The sequence below is a fragment of the Halobaculum rubrum genome (assembly GCF_019880225.1).
GTDB lineage: Archaea > Halobacteriota > Halobacteria > Halobacteriales > Haloferacaceae > Halobaculum > Halobaculum rubrum.
On the sequence record NZ_CP082284.1, the window covers coordinates 2,847,890 to 2,868,975 of the forward strand.

Here is a 21,086-nt window from a genome sequence, read left to right on the forward strand (position 1 = left end):
ATGGGTGACGACCGACCGGGCCCCGACGGCGCCGACCTCGCTCCGGCCGACGCCGACTGGACCGCGACGGTCGCCGCCACCGCCCCCGACTGGGACGCGGTCGTCGATCTCCGGATGCGCGTGTTCGTCGAGGAGCAGGGCGTTCCTGCGGAGCTCGAACTCGACGAGCACGACGAGGACCCGCTGGACTCGGAGGTGGACCACCTGCTCGTGCGTGAGGGCGACGCCGCTCCCGACGCCGACGCCGAGACGACCGACACCCGAACGGGCGAGGCCGTCGCAACCGCCCGACTCCGCGTGGTCGCTGCCGACGACTACGGCGCGATCGATGAGGCCACGGAGCGGATCGCGAAGGTCGAACGGGTCGTCGTCGCCCGCGACCGTCGCGGCCAGGGATGGGGTGCGCGCGTGATGGCGGCCGTCGAGGACCGCGCCCGAACTCGGGGACTGAGCGAAGTGGTACTTCACGCACAGGTCCAGGCGGCCGGCTTCTACGAGCGCCTGGGGTACGCCGTCGACGACGCGGTCGGCACCTTCGACGAGGACGGGATCGAACACGTACGGATGCGGCGCAGGATCTGAGTCGCCGCGACCGATCCAGTCTCGCCGTCGATCGGATCGCCGTGGCCCGAAGCTACAAGCCTCGGTATCTAACACAGGGCACACAATGGCGATCCCCCGCCGGTATCGACGCCACCTCATGTGGGCGACGCTCGCGTTCGGCTTCCTGTTCGTCAACTTCTTCCGCAACTCGACCGCGGTGCTGTCGGGCGATCTCGCCGCAGTGTTCGACGCGACCGGTTCGGAGTTGGGACTGCTCCATTCGTCGTTCTTCTACATCTACGCGGCCGCGCAGCTCCCGTCCGGACTGCTCGTGGACCGGTACGGGCCCCGTCGGGTCGTCTCGATCGGACTCGTCGGCATGGCCGCCGGTGTCGCCGGATTCGCCGCGGCCGATTCGCTCGCGATCGGGTTCGCCGCGCGGTTTCTCGCCGGGCTGAGCGGGGCGTCTATCTACGTCGCTGTCCTTCGATTCTGCGCCAACTGGTACGCGCCCGAGGAGTTCGCGACGATGACAGGGTTCACCATCGCCGCCGCGGGGATCGGCGGCGTGCTGGCGACGACGCCGCTGGCGCTGGCGGCGGAGGCCGCCGGCTGGCGCGCGGTGCTGTACGCCGCCGCCGTGGGTGTCCTCCTCGCCGGCCTCGCCGTCGGCGCCTTCGTCCGGGACCGACCGACCGATCCGGCGGACCGTCCCGAGGGCGCCGACTCCGGAACGGAGACCGACTCGATGCGGGAGGTGTTGGCGGGCGCGCGGCGCGTGCTCGGCGATCTCGACACGTGGCTGATGGGGACGGCGCTGTTCCTCATCTTCGGGCTCAACTTCACCGTCGTCGGCCTGTGGGGGGTGCCGTACATCGTCCACCTGTACGACGTGCCCGTCTCGAGGGCCGCCCTGGCGGTGCTCGCGGCGAACATCGGCTTCGCGCTCGGCTCGCCCGCTTTCGGGGCGATCTCGGACCGGACCGGACGCCGAACCGAGGTTATCGTCGCGTCGTGTCTCGCGTTCGTGGTCGCCTACGGCGTCGTGTTCGTCACCGTGACGCCGCCGCTGTTCGTCGTCGCGCTCGCGCTGTTCGTCGGGATGGGGATCACCGGCGGGGCGTCCGTGGCCTACACCGTCGCGAAGGAGCGTCACGCCGAGGACAGCGGCGCGGCCACGGGCACGGTCAACGGGATGGCGTACCTCGGGGCGGCCGTCTTCCCCGCGGTGCTCGGCGCCGCGCTGGACGCCTACTGGACCGGGCGCGTGGTCGACGGTGCGCGCGCGTACTCCGTGGCCGGCTACCGCGTCGCGTTCGGGATCGTCGTCCTCGGCGGGGTGATCGCGACGCTGTGTGCGATCGCCCTCCACGTGCGCGTTACCAGGCGTGAACGACGGAGGAGCGCCGCCGCAGCTGCCCCCGGCGGAGCCCAGACCGAGGGCGTCGACGACTGATCTACTCGCCGGTCAGCGCCTCGCTCGCGGGCGCGAAGTCGATGGATCGTCCGAGTCCGGCGTCGACGGCCTTCTCGTACAGTAGGTACGCCGAGGCGGCCGTCTCGATCCCGGTCCCGCCCGAGTCGAAGACGGTGATCTCGTCGTCGCTCGTGCGCCCCGGCTCGACGCCGGCGACGACCTCCCCCAACTCGGCGTGTATGTGGTCCTCGTCGACGACGCCGGCCTCCAGCGCGGAGAGGAACGATCCCGCGTCGCCGTCGGGCGCAGCGCGGGCTCGCAGATCGGGGACGTACGTCGCGCGCTCGATCGTCGCGTGGTCCAGTTCGCGTTTGTGCTCGTTGTACTGGCCCATCGCGGTGACGTGCGTCCCCGGCTCCAGCACCTCGCCGTCGAACACCGGATCGGCGGCGTTCGTCGCGGTGATCACCACGTCGGCGTCCTCGATCGCGGCGGCCGCGCTCGCCACGGCGGCGACCGCGGCGTCGATCTCCCCGTTCATGTCGCCCGCGAACGCCTCGCGGTGCTCCTTCGTCGGCGAGTACACCCACACGGTCTCCAGATCGCGAACCGTCGCGGTCGCCTTCAGTTGTCCGCGCGCCTGCGCGCCCGACCCGATCACCGCCACGGAGCTCGCGTCCTCGCGCGCGAGCGCGTCGACGCCGACGGCGCCGGCGGCGCCCGTCTTGTAGGGATTCATCGAGGCGCCGTCGAGCAGCGCCAGCGGCTCGCCCGACTCCGCGTCGAACAGCGGCGTCATAAACCACGCGTCGCGCGCGCCGAACCCGGCGGAGTAGGTGTACCCGCCCATCACACCGGTCTCGGGCAACACCGCGGCGTAGGTGGTGAGAAACCCCGGCGGCTCGTCGTTCACGAGCTTCGTCCGCGGCTCCGCGGGGGCGCCCTCGCCGATCTGGCGGTAGGCGTCGCGAACCGCGTCAACGTACTCGGCGGGGTCAGCGAGCCCGGCGACTTCCTCGCTCGTCAGGAACAGCGTCTCCGTCATGGGCGGAGATTGGACGGCGGTGGTGAAAAGCGTGGGCGGCGACGACGCCAACGGCGCCGTCCGGCCGCCCGCGGACTTTTGCTACTCCGTGCCACAGTGCGGGCATGGACTGGGGTCGACTCGGCGCGGTCGCCGCCCGGACGGCCCGCCCGGCCGGCGTCGGACTCGCGGCGACGCTCGGCGGCGGGCTGTTGTACCTTCCCGGCGGCGTCGCGGGGGGCGCCGGCCCGCAGGCGCCGCTGGCGTACCTCCTCGCGGGCGGCGGCGCCGGCTGCCTTGCGGTCGCGTTCGCGGTCGTCGCGTCGGGCCCGTTCGCCGAACGGGGCCCCGTGTACGGCGCGGTCTCGCGGGTGTGGGGCTCGCGACGCCTCGGCGCCCTCGCCGCGTGGGGTGCGCTGGCGGGCTACGTTGCCCTGCTGGCGCTGTTGGCGGAGTGGCTCGGCCGCCTCGCGCCCCTCCCGGCGAGCACGGGCGCGTACGTCTCCGGGACCCTCGGGGCGCCGACGGGGCTCGCGGCGCTTTCGGGAGTCGGATTGCCCGGACCGCTGGTGGGCGACGCGCTCGCGGCGACCGTCTGTCTACTTGCGCTCGGCGTCCACCTCGCCGGAACGCGCCGCGCCGTCGTCGCGGCGGCCGTGCCAGCATGGGGGGTCGTTCTCGGTGTCGGCGCCCTCCTGGTCGCGGCGTTTCTCCCCGGCGTCGGGGAGTTCGTCCCCGCGAACTTCGACCCGCTGTACCCGACATCCGGCCTCCGACGGGCTCCCCTCCGGAGCCTCGTCGGCGGCGTCGGCGTCGCGCTGTTCGCGTTCCTCGGGGTCGAGGCCGCCGCCTACGCTGCCGCGGTCGACCGCGCCGAGGGTGACGGTCCCCGTACGCTCGGTCTCGCCCCGGTGGTCGCCGCCGCGGTCGCCGGCGCGCTCGTCTCGCTGACGGCGCTCGTCGCGCTCGGGGTCATCGACTGGACCCGGCTCACCCTCGCGGACATCCCCGCCGCCGCCGCGATCGCCGCCTACCTTCCGGTCGACCCGGTCACGCTGACGGTCGTCGTCTCCACGGCGGCGGGGTTCGCGGCGTTGGTCGCGCTCGGGGTGCCCGCAGCCCGCACGCTCGTCGGGCTGGCCGAACTGTACCCGCCGCTGGGTCGCGGTCCCGCGGAGCCGCCGGTCGTCGCGCTCGTCGCCGTTTACGGCGCCGCCGCCGCGCTCGCGGTCGCGGACCTCGTCGCCCCCGCGCTGTACGTCGCGGTCCCCGGCCTCGCGCTGTCGTATCTCGCGGTCGCGGCGACCGCGGCCGCGATGCCCGTTCGCCGACCCGACCTGTGGGCCGAGTGTGGGTTCCGCCCGACGGGCGCGGCCGGCCGGGTCGCGCTGGCCGGGGCCGTCGCCGTCGCGGCCGCGCTGGTCGGCGTGACGCTCGCGAGCGACCCCGCGACGACGCTCGGGCTGACGCTCCACCGGGACGCGCTCGCGGTGTTCGAGTTCGAGCTGGTGTCGGATCCGCTCGGCGGGGTCGTCCCGGCGATCGTCGCGTGGGAGCTGATCGGAGTCGGACTGCTGCTCGTGGTGCGCGACTACCGGAAGTCGCTCGGGATCGAACTCCCCGCGCTCGAAGAGCCGGGGGAGGACGACCGCCGGGAGAGGGACTCCGCCGGGGGGACCGACTCCTCCGACGCGGCCGATCCCGCCGACGAGTCCGTGCCGGAACCGTAACCCGCAACCCCGTGGCCGCCCTGGATCCGGCAATGGAATCCGGGGCGATCCCCCTCGAATCGGTCGGGCCGTTCGACCTGCAGGCGACCGTCGAGAGCGGCCAGACGTATCTGTGGGACCGCACGGACGGGAACATGTACGAGACGATGTCCGCACACGGCGGCGACAGCTGGTACGAGACGGTCGTTCCCCCGATCCCGGGCGTCAGCGACGAGCGCGCGGTCGTCCGCGTTCGACAGACCGACGGGCTGCTGGAGTGGGAGTCGACGACGGACGCGGTGCCGATACTCACGCACCTCCTGCGGCTGGACGACGACCTCGACGCGATCCTCGACTCGACGCCGGATCTGCCCCTTCTGAACCGCGCGTACGAGGAGTATCGGGGGATGCGACTCGTCCGGGACCCGCCGTTTCCGTGTCTGATCTCGTTCATCTGCTCGGCGCAGATGCGCGTCAGCCGCATCCACGGGATGCAGATGCGCATGGCCGAACAGTTCGGCGACCCCGTCGAGTTCGACGACCGGACGCTTCACGCGTTCCCGACGGCCGACCAGCTCGCCGAGCGCACCGAGGCGGAACTGCGCGACCTGTCGCTGGGCTACCGCGCCCCCTACGTGCGACGGACCGCGGAGATGGTCGCCGAGGCCGAGGGTGAACGGAGTGACCCCTCGAAGCGAACGGCGAGCGACGCGAGCCGTGAGCACGGCGAGGCCCACCCCGCGGCGGCACGCGGGATGGAGTACGAAGAGGCCCGCGAGTACCTGACACGGTTCGTCGGCGTCGGCGACAAGGTGGCCGACTGTGTCCTGCTGTTCTCGCTCGACTTCCTCGAGGCGGTGCCGCTCGACACGTGGATCCGGACGGCGATCGCGGACCACTACCCCGAGTGCGACGCCGGCGGCTACGCCGAGACCAGCCGGGCGATCCGCGAGCGCTTCGGCGGAGAGTACGCCGGTTACGCGCAAACATACGTCTTCTACTACCTCCGCGCCGGCGGCGAGTGAGGCGGGGGCGCCTCGGTTCGCGTGGAGGGCGGTCAGCGGGACCGAAGAACGGTGACTCGAGGACCGGGAATACGGGGATCGCCCTCCCGGCTCAGGGCTCGTCGACGCCGGCGGCGATCAGCACCCGATCGACCACGGTCTCGGCGGAGTCGCCGAACACGCGCGCCATCGGCTCCTTCCCGTGGGCGCCGTCGTCGACGACGGCGACCGGCGCGCGCGACCTGTCGCTCATCGACGTCGCGGCCGTCCAGTCCATCGTCCCGTCCGAGTCGGGCGGCTCCTCGCGTCGGTCCACGCGGACCACGTCGCCGATCTCGTTGAGGCGATCGACGGCCGCGTCGGTCGGTCGGACGTTCGCCACGGCCCGCGTCGCCGGGTCCGTCTCCCGCACGCCGCACAGGAGTCGCGCGAGGTGATCGGAGGCGCCGCGGGCGACGCCGCCGGCCGCGCGGACGCCCTCGCCGGTCGGGCGGAGTCGTCCCTCGACGGCCACCAGCTCGTCGGGTCGACACGCGCCCGGCGGCGCGAGCGCGACGTTCGTCCCCACCTCGGGGACCGCGTCGGCGACCGCCGAGCCGGCGCGTTCGAGGCGGCCGACCTCGGCCCGGAGTCGCGCGCAGGCCTCCGGTGTCGCGGCGTCGGTCCGCGTCGCCCCGAGGTGATTCACCGGGCCGGGTCCCTCGCCGTACGGGAGTCCGCGTGGGAGCGTCCGGTCGAGATACGACTCCGCGGCCTCGACGGCGGCCAGCGGGTCCACGCCGTCGGCGAGCTCGGCCGCGATCGCCGCCGAGAGCGTGCAGCCGGTGCCGTGGGTCGCGTCCGTGTCGACGCGGTCGCGCTCGAAGCGCGTCTCGCCCTCCGGACCGACGTACGCGTCGACCGGGTCGCCGTCGAGGTGGCCGCCGGTGACCAGCGCCGCCTCGGCGCCGCCCCCACGGAGGTCGCGGGCGGCCGCAAGCGCGTCCGCGGGCGTCGACACGTCCCGGCCCGTCAGGAGTTCCGTCTCGGCGACGTTGGGCGTGAGAACGGTCGCGCGCTCGATCAGCCGATCACGGAGGGCCTCGACGCCCGACTCGTCGAGCAGGCGCGCCCCAGAGGCGGCGACCATCACGGGGTCCACGACCAGCGGGAGCGACTCGGGGAGCGCCTCGGCGACGGCCTCGACGCGGTCTGCGTCGCCGAGCATCCCCGTCTTGGCGGCCGCGACCGGGAGGTCGGAGACGACGGACCGGATCTGGGCGGCGACCTCGGCTGGCGGGACGGGGTGTGCCGAGTCGACGCCGGCCGTGTTCTGTGCCGTGACGGCCGTGACGGCGGCCGTGCCGAACGCGTCGCGGGCCGCCATCGCCTTGAGGTCCGCGGCGACGCCGGCGCCCCCGCCGCTGTCGGTCCCGGCGACCGTCAGGGCGACCGGCGGGGTCGCCGTCGAGTCGATGGTGCGGGCCGGATCCGTGTGATCCGGATCCGCGTCGCTCGGATCCGTGTGCGCCGGAGCCATGTCCTCGGACACGGCTCAGTCGTCGGCCGGGGCGGGCGTCGTCCCGCCCAGCTCGACCGGTGCGGCGTCGACGCCGAGCTCCTCGAGCGCGACCTCGGCGGCGCGCTTGCCCGAGACGAGCATCGCGCCGAACGTCGGCCCCATCCGGGTGAGCCCGTGGGTTGTCGCCGTCGCCAGCCCCGTCGCGATCAGCCCGTCGTGGACGACGCCGGTCTCCTCGACGACCTTGTCCTCGCTGTCCGCGACCCACATCGAGTCGTGGCCCGGCGAGTCGTGGCCCGGGGCGCCGTACTCGCCCTCGGCGGTGCCGTCCATTCCGATGTTGTGCTCGCCGGCGTGTCCGATCCCCGGAGCGTCGATCACGCCGCGCTCGTGGAGCTTCGAGACGACGACCGCCTCGTGACCGGTCGCGTCGATGACCAGATCCGACTCGACGGCGATCGGGTCGACGCAGGTCAGCTCGCGCGGCAGCGAGTGCACCGGCGTCCAGTTCATCACGACGCCGGCGACGCGGTGGTCCTCCCGGACGACCACGTCGGTGAACTCCGTCATGTTCTGGATCCGCGCTCCGGCGTCGCATGCCCGCTCGATCAGCGCGGACGCACAGTGCGGGGCGTCCGCGACGTGCAGGCCGGCCGCCTCGTCGCTCTCCTCGTACGGGACCCCGAGCTCGTCGAGGATCCGCTGTGCCGGGTCGCGCACGGTGAGCTTGTTCATCAGGAACCCGCCGAGCCAGAAGCCGCCGCCGAGGTAGTTGTTCTTCTCGACGACGGTCACGTCGACTCCCCGGTCCGCCAGCTCCGCGGCGGCGGTGAGCCCCGAGGGGCCGCCGCCGACCACGATGGCGTCCGTCTCCGTTCCCGCCATGAACTCGCCGTGCCAGGAGTCGCCGATGGCTCGAGTGACCTGTGCCTCGCCCGCGTCGGTGAAGCCGTCGAACTGCATGCAACCACTTAGTGATACCACTAACTATTAACAGTTTCTCACGCCGCCTCGGCCGAACATTCTTGGCCGATCCAGTGGTACAATGTGGCATGGACTGTAGGGTCGTCGTCGAAGCCGCAGTGCCGGTGTACGATGTCGAGACGACCGACGAGGCGGTCCGGATCGCGATCTCGAAGACGGGGGAGATGCTCAACCCCGATCTCAACTACGTCGAGATCTCGATGGGGACGCGGACGTCGCCCGAGGGCGAGCAGCTGCCGCCGGCGTTCGTCGCGGCCGAGGAGGCGCTCGTGGCGCTGGAGCTGGAGATGTCCGTGTTCAACGTCGAGCGGGAGGAACACGCCGCGCGGATCGCCCGCAAGGAGATCGGGCAACGGCTTCACGATATCCCGCTCGAGATCGTCAGCGTCGAGCCGCTCGCGGACGGCGACGACCTCGGCGACGATGGGGAGGACCACGACGGCGGAAGCGACGACCGTGATGAAACTGACCGTGACGCCGGCGGCGACGGCGAAGCGGACAGCTCGGCGGTCGGCGACGGGAACCGTTCGTCCGAGAGCCCGCCGGACACGGGCGATGACGACGAACTGCTGCCGGAGTTCGAGGAGATGGTCGAAGACGAGCGGTAGGTTCCCCCACGCGCCGCTCACGGTCGGTGTGGTCCGGCAGTCGCGAGGCCGACGCCGTCGCTGTGGGGCGTCGGTCGCTACGGGGGAGTAACTTCCGTGATTCAGTCGGCGCGAGGCGCGACGGGCTCGGTCGTCTCCTCCTCGGCGGACGACGTGATCCCGGACGCCAGCTTGAACACGGCAGCCTTGTGGTCCGTCTTGGATCGGTGAATCGACGTCGGTTTGACGCCGAGTTCCTTGTATTCGGTCAGGTCGATGTCTGTGCCCCACTCGTCGTACTCGCTGCGTACCTCGCTGAGAAGGCCGTGCAGGTGAATGAGCTCCTGCTTTTTCATGGACGAATTCGCGTTGCGACCCAAGGGTTAAAGACTTATCTTGAGGTTCGTTAGCACGATCCCCGGCGGATTTAGGTAGGCGGAGTAAACCGGTCGGATATCGGAGACGTTTTTGGGGTTCGTTTCGGCCGGCTCGGCGGGAAACGACCCGTTTTGCGGCCGATCGGCGTCTCGCGCGGACGGCGTCTCGAAGCAGTCGATCCGACCGTCGGGCCACGAACGCTTTTCAGGCGGCGCACGTCTACGGGCGTGTATGGAGTACGACGACATGCTCGACCGCGCGATCGAGGAGACGCCCGAGATCGACGAGCGGGGCTCCCGATTCGAGGTTCCCGAGCCGGAGGTTCGCATGGAAGGGAACGTTACGGTCGTCGAGAACTTCCGGGAGCTGGTTGACACGCTGAACCGGGAGGAGTCGACGCTGTTGAAGTTCCTGCAGGACGAACTCGGGACGGCCGCGCGCATCGACGAGTCCGGGCGCGCACGGCTCACGGGCGAGTTCAAGCAGGATCGGATCGCCGGCGCCGTGGACGCGTACACCGAGGGCTTCGTCATCTGCTCGGAGTGCGGCCTCCCCGACACCCGCGTCGTCGAGGAGGGCGGCGCGGACGTGCTCAAGTGCGACGCATGCGGCGCGATCACCCGGCTGGGAACGTAGTCGCGTCAGCGTGCACGGCAGCCGGGTCGCCGGCGACGCTCACTCGAACTGCTTCACCGCGTCGAGGTCTCGCTCGGTCCGCATGAACTCCGCGAGCCGTCGCGTCGCGTGACAGGAGGGGCACGAGAAGTTCTCCCTGTGGTTCGGGAGGTCGGTGGGCGCCTCTTCCCAGTCTTTCGAGCACTCGGGACACTGCAGTCGGACGAAGGCTTCCACCATACGATGCCCAGTTGCTCGGCGCCCCAATAAAGACTTGTGGGGCTTCCGGACGCCTGCCGTGGACGCGAGTAGACGATGCTGAGCAGCAGAACTCGTGGATATCGGACGGCTCAGCCGGCGGTGAGGTGCGTGGTCGGCATACACAGTCGGTAGTCGAACGAAAAGAGATCGGCGGCCGCACGTCGACGGGAGCAGCGGGATCAGGCGTTCGCGCGCCCGCGGTCGGGCCCGCCGGAGCCCGGAGCGCCCTCGGCGTCCTCGGCCGCGTCGAGCAGCTCCTTGTAGCGGTTTCGGATGGTCACCTCGCTAACCCCCGCGACATCGCTCACCTGGCTCTGGGTCAGCGCCTCGTTGGTGAGCAGCGCGGCGGCGTAGACGGCGGCGGCGGCGAGCCCGACGGGGGACTTCCCGCTGGTGACGCCGGCCTCCCCGGCCGTGCTCAACAGCCCGCGGGCGCGCCACTCGCCCTCGTCCGACAGCCCCAGCTCGGAGGCGAACCGCGCGAGGTACTGCGCGGGGTCGGCCGGAGCGACCTCCAGCTTCAGTTCGCGGACGATGTAGCGGTACGTCCGCGTCAGCTCCATGCGGTCCACCCGCGACACCGCCGTCAGCTCGTCGAGCGAGCGCGGGGTGTTCGCCTGCCGGGCCGCGGCGTACAGGCTCGCGGAGGCGACGCCTTCGATCGAGCGACCGGGGAGGAGGTCCTCGTCGAGCGCGCGGCGGTAGATGACGGAGGCGGTCTCGCGGACGTTCTCGGGCAGCCCGAGCGCGGAGGCCATGCGGTCGATCTCCCCGAGCGCCTGCTTCAGGTTGCGCTCCTTGGAGTCGCGCGTGCGGAAGCGCTCGTGCCACGTGCGCAGCCGCTGCATCTGCTGGCGGCGCTCCGTCGAGAGCGTGTTGCCGTAGGCGTCTTTGTTCTGCCAGCCGATGTTGGTCGACAGCCCGTTGTCGTGCATCATGTTCGTCGTCGGGGCGCCGACCCGCGACTTGCTCTCGCCGTCGTTGTTGAACGAGCGCCACTCGGGACCGTGGTCGATCGCGTCCTCCTCGACGACGAGTCCGCAGTCGCGGCAGACCGTCTCGCCGTGCTCCTCGTCGGCGACGACGTTGCCGCCGCACTCGGGACAGACGCGGACCGATTCGGTCTCCTCGGTCCGTTCGCCCGATCGTTCCTTCGACTCCGTCTCGTTCTCCGCATACCTGCTGATTGTGGTTTCTGATTCGCTCATTGTGTGCTCCCGGATCGACGGCGGACCGAAGGCGAATACAGGGCTTCCGTCCGTGTCGTCCTTACTACTTGTTACGCACAGCAAGTATATAAACACTTCGCTGATATGTATGCGACACTCACGCCCCAATAGAGGCCGCTATTGGCTGAATTCTGTATTTGATTGGCTATCCGCTCCGGCAGATGTATCGATAAAAATCGTTCGGTACTCGGGGGAGGTGTAGAATATAAATATTTCGGCTGCGTTGGGCCGTCCGCGGAGGGGGGTCCCCATGGGAGTCCGACGACCGGCAACACTTACCACGGCTCGGGATCGGGTTCCGCCATGACCGACGCCTACATCGTCGGGGCCGGCCAGTCGTCGTTCGGCTCGTTCCCCGAGGAGACGTATCGGACCCTCTTTCGCGAGGCGTACGAGGCCGCAGTGCCCGCGGATCTCGGTGCGGCCGACGTGGACGAAGCGTTCATCGGGACGCTCGGCGTCGGCGGCCGCCAGATCGGGCTCGCTGGTCCCGCCGTCACCGAGCACATCGGGCTCCACGGGGTCCCCTGCACGCGCGTGGAGAACGCCTGTGCAGCCTCGGGCTCCGCGCTCCGCCAGGCCGTGATGGCGGTTCGCTCCGGAATGGCGGACCTCGTCCTCGCGGGGGGCGTCGAGGTGATGACGGACGCGTCCGCGGAGGCGACGAAGTACTGGCTGGGCGTTTCCGGGGAGACCGAGTGGGAGCGCATGGCCGGGACGACGTTCGCGGGCGTGTACGCCCAGCTGGCCGACGCGTACCTCCGCGAGTACGACGCGCCGCGCCGGGCGCTCTCGGCGGTCGCCGCCAAGAACCACGCCAACGGCGCGTCGAACCCGAAGGCACACCTCGGCTTCGAGTGCTCGATCGAGGACGCCGAGACGGCCGATGTCGTCGCCGACCCGCTCACGCTGTACCACTGCTGCCCGACGAGCGACGGCGCCGCCGCGGTGCTGGTCGCCAGCGAGGACGCCGCGGCCTCGTTCGACGAGCGGGTCCGAGTCGCCGGCGTCGGCGCCGCCTCCGACCGCGTCGGGCTGTTCCAGCGCGACACCTACACCGCGATCCCCGCCAGCGAGTCGGCCGCGACGACGGCCTACGACCGCGCGGGGGTGGCCGATCCGCGTGCCGACCTCGACTTCGCGGAGGTACACGACTGCTTCGCCATCGCCGAACTCCTCGCGTACGAGGACCTCGGCTTCTGCGACCGCGGCGAGGCGGCCGCGCTCGCGCTCGACGGCGTCACGGCCGCCGACGGCGACCTCCCGGTCAACACCTCCGGCGGGCTGAAGTCGAAGGGTCACCCGATCGGCGCCACCGGCGCCGGGCAGGCGGTGGAGGCGTTCGACCAGTTGACCGGAACCGGGGGCGAGCGCCAGCTCGACGATCCCGAGCGCGGGTTGACACACAACGTCGGCGGCTCCGGCGGCGCGGCCGTCGTTCACGTGTTCGAGAGCGAGGGGGTGACCGGCGCGTGAGCGACCTCGAGCCCGGAATCGGAACCGGATCGGGGGCCACCGAGCCCGCGGGGGAGTCCGAAACCGACGCGCGGATCCTCGGCGCCGGCGTGTACGTCCCCTCGGCCGGGCTGGCCCGCGAGGCGGTCGTCGACGCGTGGGGTCGATCCCGCACGCGCGGCGTCGACGCCGTCGCGGTCCCGGCGCCGGACGAGGACACGCTCACGATGGGCGTCGCGGCCGCCGAGCGCGCGCTTTCGGCCGCCGGGATCGACGCCGGCGACCTGGCGGGGCTCGCGTTCGCGACGACGACTCCGCCACTGGCCGAGGCGGACCTCCTGCCGCGGCTCGGCGCCGCGCTCGGTGTCCCCGCGGACGCACGGACTCACTACGCCGGTCGAAGCACGCGGGCCGGGACGCGGGCGTTGCGGGCCGCGCGCGACGCCGGGGCGGCCCCGGCGCTCGTCGTCGCCGCCGACGCGCCCCGGGCGGCGCCGAACTCCCCGGAGGGCCACGCGGCCGGTGCGGGGGCCGCGGCGGTCGTCTTGGGCCCCGGATCGAGCCACGGCGCCCGCCTCACGGGCGACGCCGAGGCGTCGGCCGACTACCCGGGAACGAGATTCCGACGGACGGACCGGGAGGAGACGGAGGGGCTCGGCGTGACGACGTACGACCGGGCGGCGTTCACGCGGCCGATCCGCGCGGCCGTCGACCTCCTCGTCGACGAGGCGAACGTGCCCGCCCCGGACGATGCCGCCGCGCTCGCGATAACCGCGCCGGACGGCGATCTCCCCGCTCGGGCGGCGCGGGCGGTCGACCTGGACGCCGACGCGGTCTCGACGCCGGTGGGGACGCTCGGCGACACGGGCGCGGCCGGACCGCTCCTCGGGCTGGCTGCGGCGCTTCGCGAGGGAGCATCCCCGACGCTCGTCGTCGGCTGGGGCAGCGGCGCGGGAGCGGACGCGGTGATCGTCGACGGGCTCGCGCCCGTGGAGGGCTTCCTCGACACCGACCGGGAGTTGTCGTATCCGGCGGCGCTCAGACGCCGCGGCGAGATCACGGACGACGAGCCGCCGGCCGGGGGCGGTGCGGCGGTGTCGGTCCCGACGTGGCGGCGATCCCAGCCCGCGCGGTACCGGCTCCTGGCGGGTCGCTGTCCGGACTGCGGGGCGCTCACGTTCCCGCCGGAGGGAGCGTGTCCGGACTGTCACGACCTCGTCACCTACGAGTCCGTCCGCCTGCCGACTGAGGGTGTCATCGAGACTGTTACCGGCGTTTCACCCGGAGGCGCGCCGCCCGAGTTCGCGCGGCAGGCCGAGCGCGGCGGCGACTACGCGGTCGCGATCGTCCGGTTCGAGCGCGACGGCGCGGCCGCGAGCGTGCCTCTCCAGGTCGTGGACGCCGACCCTGACGCCGTCGCGGCGGGCGACCCCGTTGGGGCGGTGTTCAGACGGATCTACGAACGGGAAGGTGTCGTGCGGTACGGTCGAAAAGCACAGCTCGCGTCCGACGGTCGGTGAGATCGACGGAGTCGCGGTCGATGGGACGAGCGGAGCCTCGAAGGCAAAAGTGCCCGCGGGGGCCTCGTCGTACCTGGGGGGGATGAGAGAGGCACACGACGGGACGGCCGTCCGCAGGCAGTTCGTAATAACTCCGGTGTGTGTAATCAGCGTTACGGCTGCGGGCCGGCGATATGCCCCCGAGGCGGCGATGCCACTCGAACTTCCCGGGGTATCGTGTCACCACGATCCATAAATATAAATACGATACCCGCTTCATTGTCGGACGAGGTACACGCGAATGGCGAAAGGCACGGTCGCATTCTTCAACGACACTGGCGGGTACGGATTCATCGAGAGCGAGGACGCGGACGAGGACGTCTTCTTCCACATGGAGGACGTCGGCGGTCCCGATCTCGAGGAGGGACAGGAAGTCGAGTTCGACATCGAGGAGGCCGAGAAGGGCCCGCGAGCGAACAACCTCCAGCGCCTGTAAGGCGCTACCCGAGGTATCGAACCCGGACCGTCAGCGGTCCGTCGGAGCTATCCACTTCGATCCGTTCTTGCAGGGACTCGCGCGCCGCCGAGCGCCAGCCCTCCGCGCCGCTCCCCGGAAAGCGCGGAAACCCGTCGGGGAGGAACGCCCGCGGGTCGACGTGGATCGGCTCGGCGTCGCCGTCGGACTCGTAGGCTCCCTCCGCGCCGGCGATATGGAGCCGCGCGCGCATCCGACCGGAGAACGGGGGCGTGACCCTGAGCACGGCCTCCCGACGTCCTCGGTCGCGGGCTTCGAGCGCGGCGATAACGTCGTCCGTGGTCACTGCGAGCCGGCGGATAACCGAGGGGTCGCCGTCGGCGGACTCCGACACGCGGAACTACGTCCTCGTGTGGGTTCGCTGTTCGAGCGGACCCGAGCAGTCCGGGCACGTCGCCCGGTACGAGAGGGAGCTGACGCTCGTTTCACACTCTCGACAGATGAACGACTGTCCGACCATCGAACTGATGTATGAGCGATACACTGTTAAATGTTACCACGTCTCGGCGGGTGTGACTCCCGCGACCGTCGACCCGGATGCCGACGCGATCCGCCCCGCTCGACGCGACAGACGCGAGTCCGGTCGTCTCGGAGCTATCCGCGCGGCTGTCGAGGACCGGGCACGGGCCGAAACACGAACACGGGGTGTTGTCCGAGCGGAAGGGAGTCGTCGCCTACGACTCGTGGTCGGTGACGAAGTCGGGCTTCACGGTCTTCTCGTCGACCTCGCCGCGGAGGTGATCGACGAACTCGCCTGTGTCGACGTCGTTTCGCTCGTTCTCGAAGCGGTCGCGCACGGAGATAGTCCCGGCGTCCTCCTCGTCGCCGCCGACGACGACCATGTAGGGGACGCGGTCGTCGTGGGCCGCGCGGATCTTCCGGCCGACGGTCATGTCGCGGTCCTCGACCTCGACGCGGAACTCCGAGAGCTCGTTTTTCACGCGGTGGGCGTAGCCGAGGTTGTCGTCGGAGATGGGGAGAACCCGCACCTGCTCGGGCGCGAGCCAGAACGGGAAGTCGCCGCCGAAGTGCTCGATGAGCACCATGAAGAAGCGCTCGTAGCTCCCGTACAGCGCGCGGTGGATCATCACCGGACGGTGCTCGGCGTTGTCCTCGCCGGTGTACGTGAGATCGAACCGCTCGGGCATGTTGAAGTCGAGCTGGACCGTCGGGCCGTCCCACGAGCGCCCGAGGGCGTCCTCGAAGCTGAAGTCGATCTTCGGGCCGTAGAAGGCGCCGTCGCCGGGCTCGATCCCCCACTCCATCGACGACGACTCCAGCACCGACTCCAGCTGGGACTCCGCCTGCTCCCACACCTCGTCGCCGCCGACGGACTTCTCGGGGCGCGTCGCCAGGTCGACGGACACGTCCAGATCGAACGTCTCCAGCACCCGCTCGATGCCGTCCATCACCTGTCGCACCTCGGCTTCGATCTGGTCGGGCCGCACGAACAGGTGGCCGTCGTCGATGGTGAACGCCCACGTCCGCGACAGTCCCGATAGCTCGCCGCGCTGTTCCTTGCGGTACACCTTCCCGTGTTCGGCATAGCGGACCGGGAGGTCGCGGTACGACCACGAGCCCTGGTCGAAGATGGTCGCGTGGCCCGGGCAGTTCATCGGCTTCAGGCCGTACTCCTCGTCGTTGACGTCGAACAGGAACATGTCGTCCTGGTAGTTCTCGTAGTGGCCCGACTCCTCCCACAGCTCCGTGCGGAACACGTGCGGGGTCTCCACCTCGCCGTACCCGGCGGCCTCGTTCAGCTCGTCGACGTACTCCTCCAGCTCCGAGAGGACCGTCTTGCCGGGCGGGTGATACAGCGGAAGGCCCGGACCGGTGATCGTCGGGATGGAGAACAGGTTCATCTCGCGGGCGATCTTGCGGTGGTCGCGCTCCTTGGCCTGCTCGCGCATGTGCAGGAACTCCTCCAGCTCCGACTCGGACTCGAAGGCCGTCCCGTACACGCGCGTCAGCTGGTCGTTCTCCTCGTCGCCGCGCCAGTAGACCGAGGAGATGGACAGCAGCTCGAACGCGCCGATCTCGCCCGTCGACTCGACGTGCGGGCCCTTACAGAGGTCGCGCCAGTCGTCCTGCTCGTACACGGAGACGGGGTCCTCGCCCGCGGCCTCCTCGCCGAGGATCTCCGTTTTGTACTCGTTGTCCTCGTACTCCGCGAGGGCGTCCTCGCGGGACACCTCCAGGCGACGGATCTCGTGGTCCGCCTCGACGATGTCGGCCATCTCGGCTTCGATCGCCGCGAAGTCGTCCTCGGCGATGTCGACGCCGGCGACGTCGTAGTAGAAGCCGTCCTCCGTGGGCGGGCCGATCGCGAGCTTCGCCTCCGGGTACACCCGCTGGAGCGCCTGTGCGAACACGTGCGCCGCCGAGTGGCGCAGCACCTGCAGGTACTCCTCGGACTGGTCGGTGACGATCTCGATCCGCGCGCCGTCGTGGACGGGTGCGGCCTTGTCGACGAGCTCGCCGTCGACGACGCCCGCGACGGTGTCGTTCCCGAGTCCGGGTCCGATCTCGTACGCCACGTCCTCGACGGATGCACCCTCCGGGACGGACAGCTCCGAGCCGTCCGGCAGGGTGACGACGATGTCGCTCATACGCGTTCGGTGCCGGGGGGCGCGAATAAGTCTTGTCGAACCGTGCGAGAGCGCTACGGAGGCGGTCGCATCGGGCGCACGCTCCGGCTCCGAATCGAGCCGCTCGCCCAGCGCCGCCCGGATCCCCGGTTCGGAAAGAGCCAACACCGGCGGCTTCGAATCCGGCGTATGGATACCACCGTCGACGCAGACCGACTCCGCGACGACATCGAGGCGACCGCCGCGTTCGGGCACATCGACGCGGGCGAGGGCCGCGGCCGGACCGTCCTCGCCGGCACCGAGGCGAACCGCCGCGCCCGCGAGTACCTTCTCGACCGCATGGAGGCCGCAGACCTCTACGTGACCGTCGACGCCGTCGGCAACGTCGCCGGCACGTGGATGCCTGACAGCGCGGACCCCGACGCCGCCCCCGTCGCCGCCGGGAGTCACCTCGACTCGGTCCCGGAAGGCGGCATCTTCGACGGTCCCCTCGGCGTGTACGCTGCGCTTGAAGCCGTCCGCGCAATGCAGGACGCCGTCGTCTCGCCGGATCGCCCGATCACGGTCGTCTCGTTCACTGAGGAGGAGGGACAGCGCTTCGCCGACGGCCTGCTCGGCTCGTCCGTCGCCGTCGGTGAACGCTCCGTCGAGGAGGCGCTCGCGCTGACGGACGACGACGGCGTCACGCTGGAGGCGGCGCTCGAGGACATCGGCTTTCGCGGGGAGGGGCGGCTCGACGCGAGCGACTGGGACGCCTTCTACGAGCTCCACGTCGAACAGGACACCACCCTTGAGGAAGCGGGCGTCCCGGTCGGCGTCGTCACAACCATCACGGGGATCACGCATCTCGACGTGGAGATACTGGGCGAGGCGAACCACGCCGGCGCGACGCACATGCACGACCGGACGGACGCGCTCGCGGCGGCCGCCGAACTCGTGCTCGACGTGGAGACCGCCGCGAACGGCGTGGTCGACACGAGCAGCGACTCGGCGGTCGGCACGGTCGGCTCGCTTTCGGTGTCCCCCAACGCGACGAACGTCGTCCCGGGGCGCGTCGAGGCCGGCGTGGACGTCCGCGACGTGGAGTACGAGTCGATGGAGACGGTCGTCGGCGCCGTCCGCGACACGCTCGCCCGGATCGAGGACGAGCGCGGCGTCGAGACCGAGCTCGCCCGTCCGTTCGATCTCCGACCGACGCCGATGGCCGAGCGACTCCGCGAGGCGGCCCATCGCGCCGGCGACGACGCCGGGATCGAGACGCTCGACCTACACTCCGGCGCCGCACACGACACGATGCACGTCGCCGACGTGACCGACGGCGCGCTGCTGTTTGCTCCCTCCCGGGACGGCATCAGTCACAACCCCCGCGAGTGGACCGACTGGGACGACTGCGCCGCCGCGACGCGAGTGCTCGCCGGGGCAATCGCCGAGGTCGCCGGCGTCGTCGAGGAGTAGGCGGCCCCTCACGCCGCGAGGGCAACGTCCAAGTATAGCATCACCACGACACCGACCATCGTCCCGAGCGTCGCGACCCGTTCGTGACCTCGCGAGTGGGTCTCCGGGAGGATCTCGTCGGAGATGACGAACAGCATGCCGCCGGCGGCAAACCCCATCGCGTACGGGAGGATCGGCGCCGCAAGCGCGACGGCGACGGCGCCGATCACTGTCAGCGGGATCTCCACGAGCCCCGACCGGATCCCGGTGAGGACCGCGTACGACCGGCGGTCGAACCCCGCGTTGACCGCGGCCACGGACACCGCGAGCCCCTCCGGGATGTTCTGGAGCCCGATCGCGAGCATGAGCGAGAGCCCGTTGGCGACCTCCCCGGAGCCGAAGCCGACGCCGACGGCCAGCCCCTCGGGCATGTTGTGGATCGTGATGGCGACGATGAACAGGATCACGGAGGCGACCTTCGTGTCGACGACCGTCTGGTCGGGACGCGACCGGCCCGTGATGAGAACGTGGACGTGGGGAACCCAGTGGTCGGCCTGATCGAGGACGAGGACGCCGATGCCGATCCCGACGAGGACGGGAACCGGCGAGAGCAGTCCGGTCGCGGGGATCCCGGGCGCGACGATCTCGGTCAGCTCGATCCCGGGGACGATGAGCGAGGTGAACGACGCCGCGAGCATGACGCCCGCGGCGAAGCCGAGCGCGCCGTCGAGCGCGCGCTCGCTGGGGTCGCGCACGACCAGCACCGACAGCGCGCCGATCATGTTCATCCCGGCGATGACGACGCCCCCGACGAACGCCTGAACGACGGGGTTGGTCCCGGCGACGGCGACGAACAGCTCCTCGAGCACGTACGCGACAGCGATCGGTGCCCATCAAAAGGTACCGGTCGCCGCGGCGGTCCGCCCGCCGAACGGGGCGGTTCTCCCGGCGCAGCGTCGGAACTCCCCGGCGCACCGTCGAGATCCGTCGTCGACACGCACCGGCCGCTGAACTCAGTCGTCGGTCGACGCGTCGGGCGATGCGACGGGACGGTGGCCGGACTCGTCGCCGTCGGCGACGCGGAAGCCGCCGGTCTCCTCGCGACCCGTGACCTCCCGCTGTGGGTACGGGATCTTGATCTCCGCCTCGTCGAGGGCCGTCTTCACCGCCCGGACGACCGCCGCCGTCGCGAGCGTGCGCTTGGGCGCGCTCGGCGTGTCGATCCAGAAGCGGCACTCCAGCACGACCGCCGAGTCGCCCAGCGACTTCGGCACCACCTGTGGCTGGGGGTTGTCCTCGATCACGCTCACGTCCGCGAGCGCGTCGTCCACGACGGTCTCCGCGGTCGCGAGGTCGGCGTCGTAGTCGACGCCCACGTCCACTGACAGCCGGAGCTGCCCGAGCCGCGTCAGGTTGGTGACGACCGCGTTCGCGACCCGGTCGTTCGGGATGACGACCACCTCGCCACCGGCGGTGCGGATGCGGGTGTTGATCACGGTGATATCGGAGACGATCCCCTCCTCGCCGTCGACCTCGACCCAGTCGCCCAGCTCGAACGGCCGCGAGAACATGAGCACGAAGCCGGCGATGAGCGAGCCGATCGTCGAGCGCGCGGCGGTGCCGACGACGATGCCGAGGAAGCCGGCGCCGACGAGCAGGCCGCCGAGGTTCACGCCCCACACCGTGAGCCCCCCGACGATAGCCGCCACCAGTACGGACACCTGGAGCACCCGGAAGACGATCCCCTTCTGGTGTTGGTTGATCGCGTCGGACTCCTCCGCGTAGTCGTCGAGCCGAGACTCCAGCACGTCGATGGCGACGAGCGCGGCGCCGACGAGCCCGATCGACACGGCTAACCGGACGATCCGCGGCACCACCGCCGCCATCGCGTCCACCGCCGCCAGCGCCACGTCCACGTAGCCCCACACGATCAGCGTCGCGAGGCCGGCGCCGAGCAGCACCGCGAACTGAAGCGTCCGCACGATACTCGTGACCGGCAGGCTCCAATCGAACTCCGACACCTCGACGGGAACCCGCTCGTCACCGAGCACCCGGTCGCGCACGACCCGGTGGACGATCCGTACCGTGCGCGGCGCCAGGAGGAGGGCGGTGACCGACGCGGCCGTCAGCAGAACGACGGTCGCCGCCACGCGCGCCTCGACGGTGACGAACCCCTCGAGGGTCTCCCTAAGCGTGGCGAGGAAGGCGTATTGCATACAGTCGACAACGAAAGCGAACCCAAAAACGCGGCGGTGTGGCTATCGCTCCCGATTTTTCCGGACCCGCACATCGATCGTCGATCGACCGTGGTCGCCCGGCCGCC

Annotated in this window: 20 protein-coding genes; 10 read left to right on the top strand and 10 right to left on the bottom strand. The window is 70.9% G+C overall.

Annotated features, from left to right (window positions below; genetic code table 11):
• On the top strand, positions 1 to 582 hold the full coding sequence (locus K6T25_RS14510; RefSeq protein WP_222915287.1) for a GNAT family N-acetyltransferase: 582 nt from the start codon (positions 1 to 3) through the stop codon (positions 580 to 582).
• Positions 583 to 667: 85 nt separating this feature from the next.
• Entirely contained in the window at positions 668 to 1,999 is a 1,332-nt protein-coding gene (locus K6T25_RS14515; RefSeq protein WP_222915289.1) for an MFS transporter, read from the top strand.
• Between the two features lies 1 nt (position 2,000).
• Here the strand turns inward: K6T25_RS14515 and K6T25_RS14520 are convergent, their stop codons facing one another.
• Positions 2,001 to 3,005 carry an ornithine cyclodeaminase family protein gene (locus K6T25_RS14520; RefSeq protein ID WP_222915291.1) on the bottom strand — a complete coding sequence of 335 codons (1,005 nt, stop codon included), beginning with the start codon at positions 3,003 to 3,005 and terminating at the stop codon, positions 2,001 to 2,003.
• A gap of 104 nt (positions 3,006 to 3,109) precedes the next feature.
• Between K6T25_RS14520 and K6T25_RS14525 the strand changes: the two genes are divergently transcribed.
• A complete protein-coding gene (locus K6T25_RS14525) occupies positions 3,110 to 4,714 on the top strand; it encodes a hypothetical protein (RefSeq protein WP_222915293.1) in 1,605 nt (534 codons plus the stop codon).
• A gap of 32 nt (positions 4,715 to 4,746) precedes the next feature.
• The gene (locus K6T25_RS14530) at positions 4,747 to 5,718 is read left to right on the top strand and encodes a DNA-3-methyladenine glycosylase family protein (protein WP_222915296.1); all 972 of its coding nucleotides are present in this window, start codon (positions 4,747 to 4,749) and stop codon (positions 5,716 to 5,718) included.
• Between the two features lie 91 nt (positions 5,719 to 5,809).
• Here K6T25_RS14530 and thiD read toward each other — a convergent pair whose 3' ends face one another.
• Both thiD and K6T25_RS14540 read right to left on the bottom strand, forming a co-directional pair.
• Positions 5,810 to 7,228: a bifunctional hydroxymethylpyrimidine kinase/phosphomethylpyrimidine kinase gene (gene thiD, locus K6T25_RS14535; protein ID WP_222915298.1), complete on the bottom strand. Its 1,419-nt coding sequence runs from the start codon at positions 7,226 to 7,228 to the stop codon at positions 5,810 to 5,812.
• A gap of 3 nt (positions 7,229 to 7,231) precedes the next feature.
• On the bottom strand, positions 7,232 to 8,161 hold the full coding sequence (locus K6T25_RS14540) for a sulfide-dependent adenosine diphosphate thiazole synthase (RefSeq protein WP_222915300.1): 930 nt from the start codon (positions 8,159 to 8,161) through the stop codon (positions 7,232 to 7,234).
• Positions 8,162 to 8,250: 89 nt separating this feature from the next.
• On the opposite strand from K6T25_RS14540, the gene K6T25_RS14545 reads away from it, so the two are divergent.
• A complete protein-coding gene (locus K6T25_RS14545; protein WP_222915302.1) occupies positions 8,251 to 8,790 on the top strand; it encodes a DUF555 domain-containing protein in 540 nt (179 codons plus the stop codon).
• 101 nt (positions 8,791 to 8,891) lie between these two features.
• Here the strand turns inward: K6T25_RS14545 and K6T25_RS14550 are convergent, their stop codons facing one another.
• Entirely contained in the window at positions 8,892 to 9,125 is a 234-nt protein-coding gene (locus K6T25_RS14550; protein WP_222915304.1) for a UPF0058 family protein, read from the bottom strand.
• Between the two features lie 253 nt (positions 9,126 to 9,378).
• Here K6T25_RS14550 and K6T25_RS14555 point away from each other — a divergent pair, with 253 nt between their 5' ends.
• Positions 9,379 to 9,783, top strand: a complete 405-nt coding sequence (locus K6T25_RS14555) for a translation initiation factor IF-2 subunit beta (protein WP_222915306.1) — start codon at positions 9,379 to 9,381, stop codon at positions 9,781 to 9,783.
• Positions 9,784 to 9,822: 39 nt separating this feature from the next.
• Here K6T25_RS14555 and K6T25_RS14560 read toward each other — a convergent pair whose 3' ends face one another.
• Together K6T25_RS14560 and K6T25_RS14565 are read right to left on the bottom strand one after the other, a co-directional pair.
• The gene (locus tag K6T25_RS14560) at positions 9,823 to 10,002 is read right to left on the bottom strand and encodes a DUF7836 family putative zinc-binding protein (RefSeq protein ID WP_222915308.1); all 180 of its coding nucleotides are present in this window, start codon (positions 10,000 to 10,002) and stop codon (positions 9,823 to 9,825) included.
• Between the two features lie 200 nt (positions 10,003 to 10,202).
• Complete coding sequence (locus K6T25_RS14565; RefSeq protein ID WP_222915310.1) at positions 10,203 to 11,231, bottom strand: transcription initiation factor IIB; 1,029 nt, start codon at positions 11,229 to 11,231, stop codon at positions 10,203 to 10,205.
• 324 nt (positions 11,232 to 11,555) lie between these two features.
• On the opposite strand from K6T25_RS14565, the gene K6T25_RS14570 reads away from it, so the two are divergent.
• From K6T25_RS14570 to K6T25_RS14580, 3 genes are all read left to right on the top strand, one after another.
• The gene (locus tag K6T25_RS14570; protein ID WP_222915311.1) at positions 11,556 to 12,728 is read left to right on the top strand and encodes a thiolase C-terminal domain-containing protein; all 1,173 of its coding nucleotides are present in this window, start codon (positions 11,556 to 11,558) and stop codon (positions 12,726 to 12,728) included.
• On the top strand, positions 12,725 to 14,227 hold the full coding sequence (locus tag K6T25_RS14575) for a zinc ribbon domain-containing protein (RefSeq protein ID WP_225917765.1): 1,503 nt from the start codon (positions 12,725 to 12,727) through the stop codon (positions 14,225 to 14,227). The genes K6T25_RS14570 and K6T25_RS14575 overlap by 4 nt, the downstream gene beginning before the upstream one ends.
• Positions 14,228 to 14,507: 280 nt before the next feature.
• Complete coding sequence (locus tag K6T25_RS14580) at positions 14,508 to 14,702, top strand: cold-shock protein (RefSeq protein WP_222915313.1); 195 nt, start codon at positions 14,508 to 14,510, stop codon at positions 14,700 to 14,702.
• A 4-nt stretch (positions 14,703 to 14,706) separates the two neighbouring features.
• Here K6T25_RS14580 and K6T25_RS14585 read toward each other — a convergent pair whose 3' ends face one another.
• Both K6T25_RS14585 and thrS read right to left on the bottom strand, forming a co-directional pair.
• Entirely contained in the window at positions 14,707 to 15,075 is a 369-nt protein-coding gene (locus tag K6T25_RS14585; RefSeq protein WP_222915315.1) for a DUF8009 family protein, read from the bottom strand.
• Positions 15,076 to 15,415: 340 nt separating this feature from the next.
• Complete coding sequence (gene thrS / locus K6T25_RS14590; protein WP_222915318.1) at positions 15,416 to 17,350, bottom strand: threonine--tRNA ligase; 1,935 nt, start codon at positions 17,348 to 17,350, stop codon at positions 15,416 to 15,418.
• 168 nt (positions 17,351 to 17,518) lie between these two features.
• Here thrS and K6T25_RS14595 point away from each other — a divergent pair, with 168 nt between their 5' ends.
• Positions 17,519 to 18,784 (top strand): Zn-dependent hydrolase, encoded by a 1,266-nt coding sequence (locus K6T25_RS14595; protein ID WP_222915320.1) that lies wholly within the window; start codon positions 17,519 to 17,521, stop codon positions 18,782 to 18,784.
• An 8-nt stretch (positions 18,785 to 18,792) separates the two neighbouring features.
• Here the strand turns inward: K6T25_RS14595 and K6T25_RS14600 are convergent, their stop codons facing one another.
• Positions 18,793 to 19,632, bottom strand: coding sequence for a ZIP family metal transporter (locus K6T25_RS14600; RefSeq protein ID WP_225917766.1), 840 nt, complete (start codon positions 19,630 to 19,632; stop codon positions 18,793 to 18,795).
• A 144-nt stretch (positions 19,633 to 19,776) separates the two neighbouring features.
• The gene (locus K6T25_RS14605) at positions 19,777 to 20,979 is read right to left on the bottom strand and encodes a mechanosensitive ion channel family protein (RefSeq protein WP_222915322.1); all 1,203 of its coding nucleotides are present in this window, start codon (positions 20,977 to 20,979) and stop codon (positions 19,777 to 19,779) included.
• Between the last annotated feature and the right edge of the window lie 107 nt (positions 20,980 to 21,086).

Coding starts and splice junctions, on each gene's coding strand:
- K6T25_RS14565 (WP_222915310.1), bottom strand. CDS start 11,231: ATGAGCGAATCAGAAACCACAATCAGCAGGTATGCGGAGAACGAGACG.
- K6T25_RS14540 (WP_222915300.1), bottom strand. CDS start 8,161: ATGCAGTTCGACGGCTTCACCGACGCGGGCGAGGCACAGGTCACTCGA.
- K6T25_RS14515 (WP_222915289.1), top strand. CDS start 668: ATGGCGATCCCCCGCCGGTATCGACGCCACCTCATGTGGGCGACGCTC.
- K6T25_RS14580 (WP_222915313.1), top strand. CDS start 14,508: ATGGCGAAAGGCACGGTCGCATTCTTCAACGACACTGGCGGGTACGGA.
- K6T25_RS14570 (WP_222915311.1), top strand. CDS start 11,556: ATGACCGACGCCTACATCGTCGGGGCCGGCCAGTCGTCGTTCGGCTCG.
- K6T25_RS14560 (WP_222915308.1), bottom strand. CDS start 10,002: ATGGTGGAAGCCTTCGTCCGACTGCAGTGTCCCGAGTGCTCGAAAGAC.
- K6T25_RS14595 (WP_222915320.1), top strand. CDS start 17,519: ATGGATACCACCGTCGACGCAGACCGACTCCGCGACGACATCGAGGCG.
- K6T25_RS14510 (WP_222915287.1), top strand. CDS start 1: ATGGGTGACGACCGACCGGGCCCCGACGGCGCCGACCTCGCTCCGGCC.
- thrS (WP_222915318.1), bottom strand. CDS start 17,350: ATGAGCGACATCGTCGTCACCCTGCCGGACGGCTCGGAGCTGTCCGTC.
- K6T25_RS14545 (WP_222915302.1), top strand. CDS start 8,251: ATGGACTGTAGGGTCGTCGTCGAAGCCGCAGTGCCGGTGTACGATGTC.
- K6T25_RS14605 (WP_222915322.1), bottom strand. CDS start 20,979: ATGCAATACGCCTTCCTCGCCACGCTTAGGGAGACCCTCGAGGGGTTC.
- K6T25_RS14520 (WP_222915291.1), bottom strand. CDS start 3,005: ATGACGGAGACGCTGTTCCTGACGAGCGAGGAAGTCGCCGGGCTCGCT.
- K6T25_RS14550 (WP_222915304.1), bottom strand. CDS start 9,125: ATGAAAAAGCAGGAGCTCATTCACCTGCACGGCCTTCTCAGCGAGGTA.
- K6T25_RS14530 (WP_222915296.1), top strand. CDS start 4,747: ATGGAATCCGGGGCGATCCCCCTCGAATCGGTCGGGCCGTTCGACCTG.
- K6T25_RS14555 (WP_222915306.1), top strand. CDS start 9,379: ATGGAGTACGACGACATGCTCGACCGCGCGATCGAGGAGACGCCCGAG.
- K6T25_RS14525 (WP_222915293.1), top strand. CDS start 3,110: ATGGACTGGGGTCGACTCGGCGCGGTCGCCGCCCGGACGGCCCGCCCG.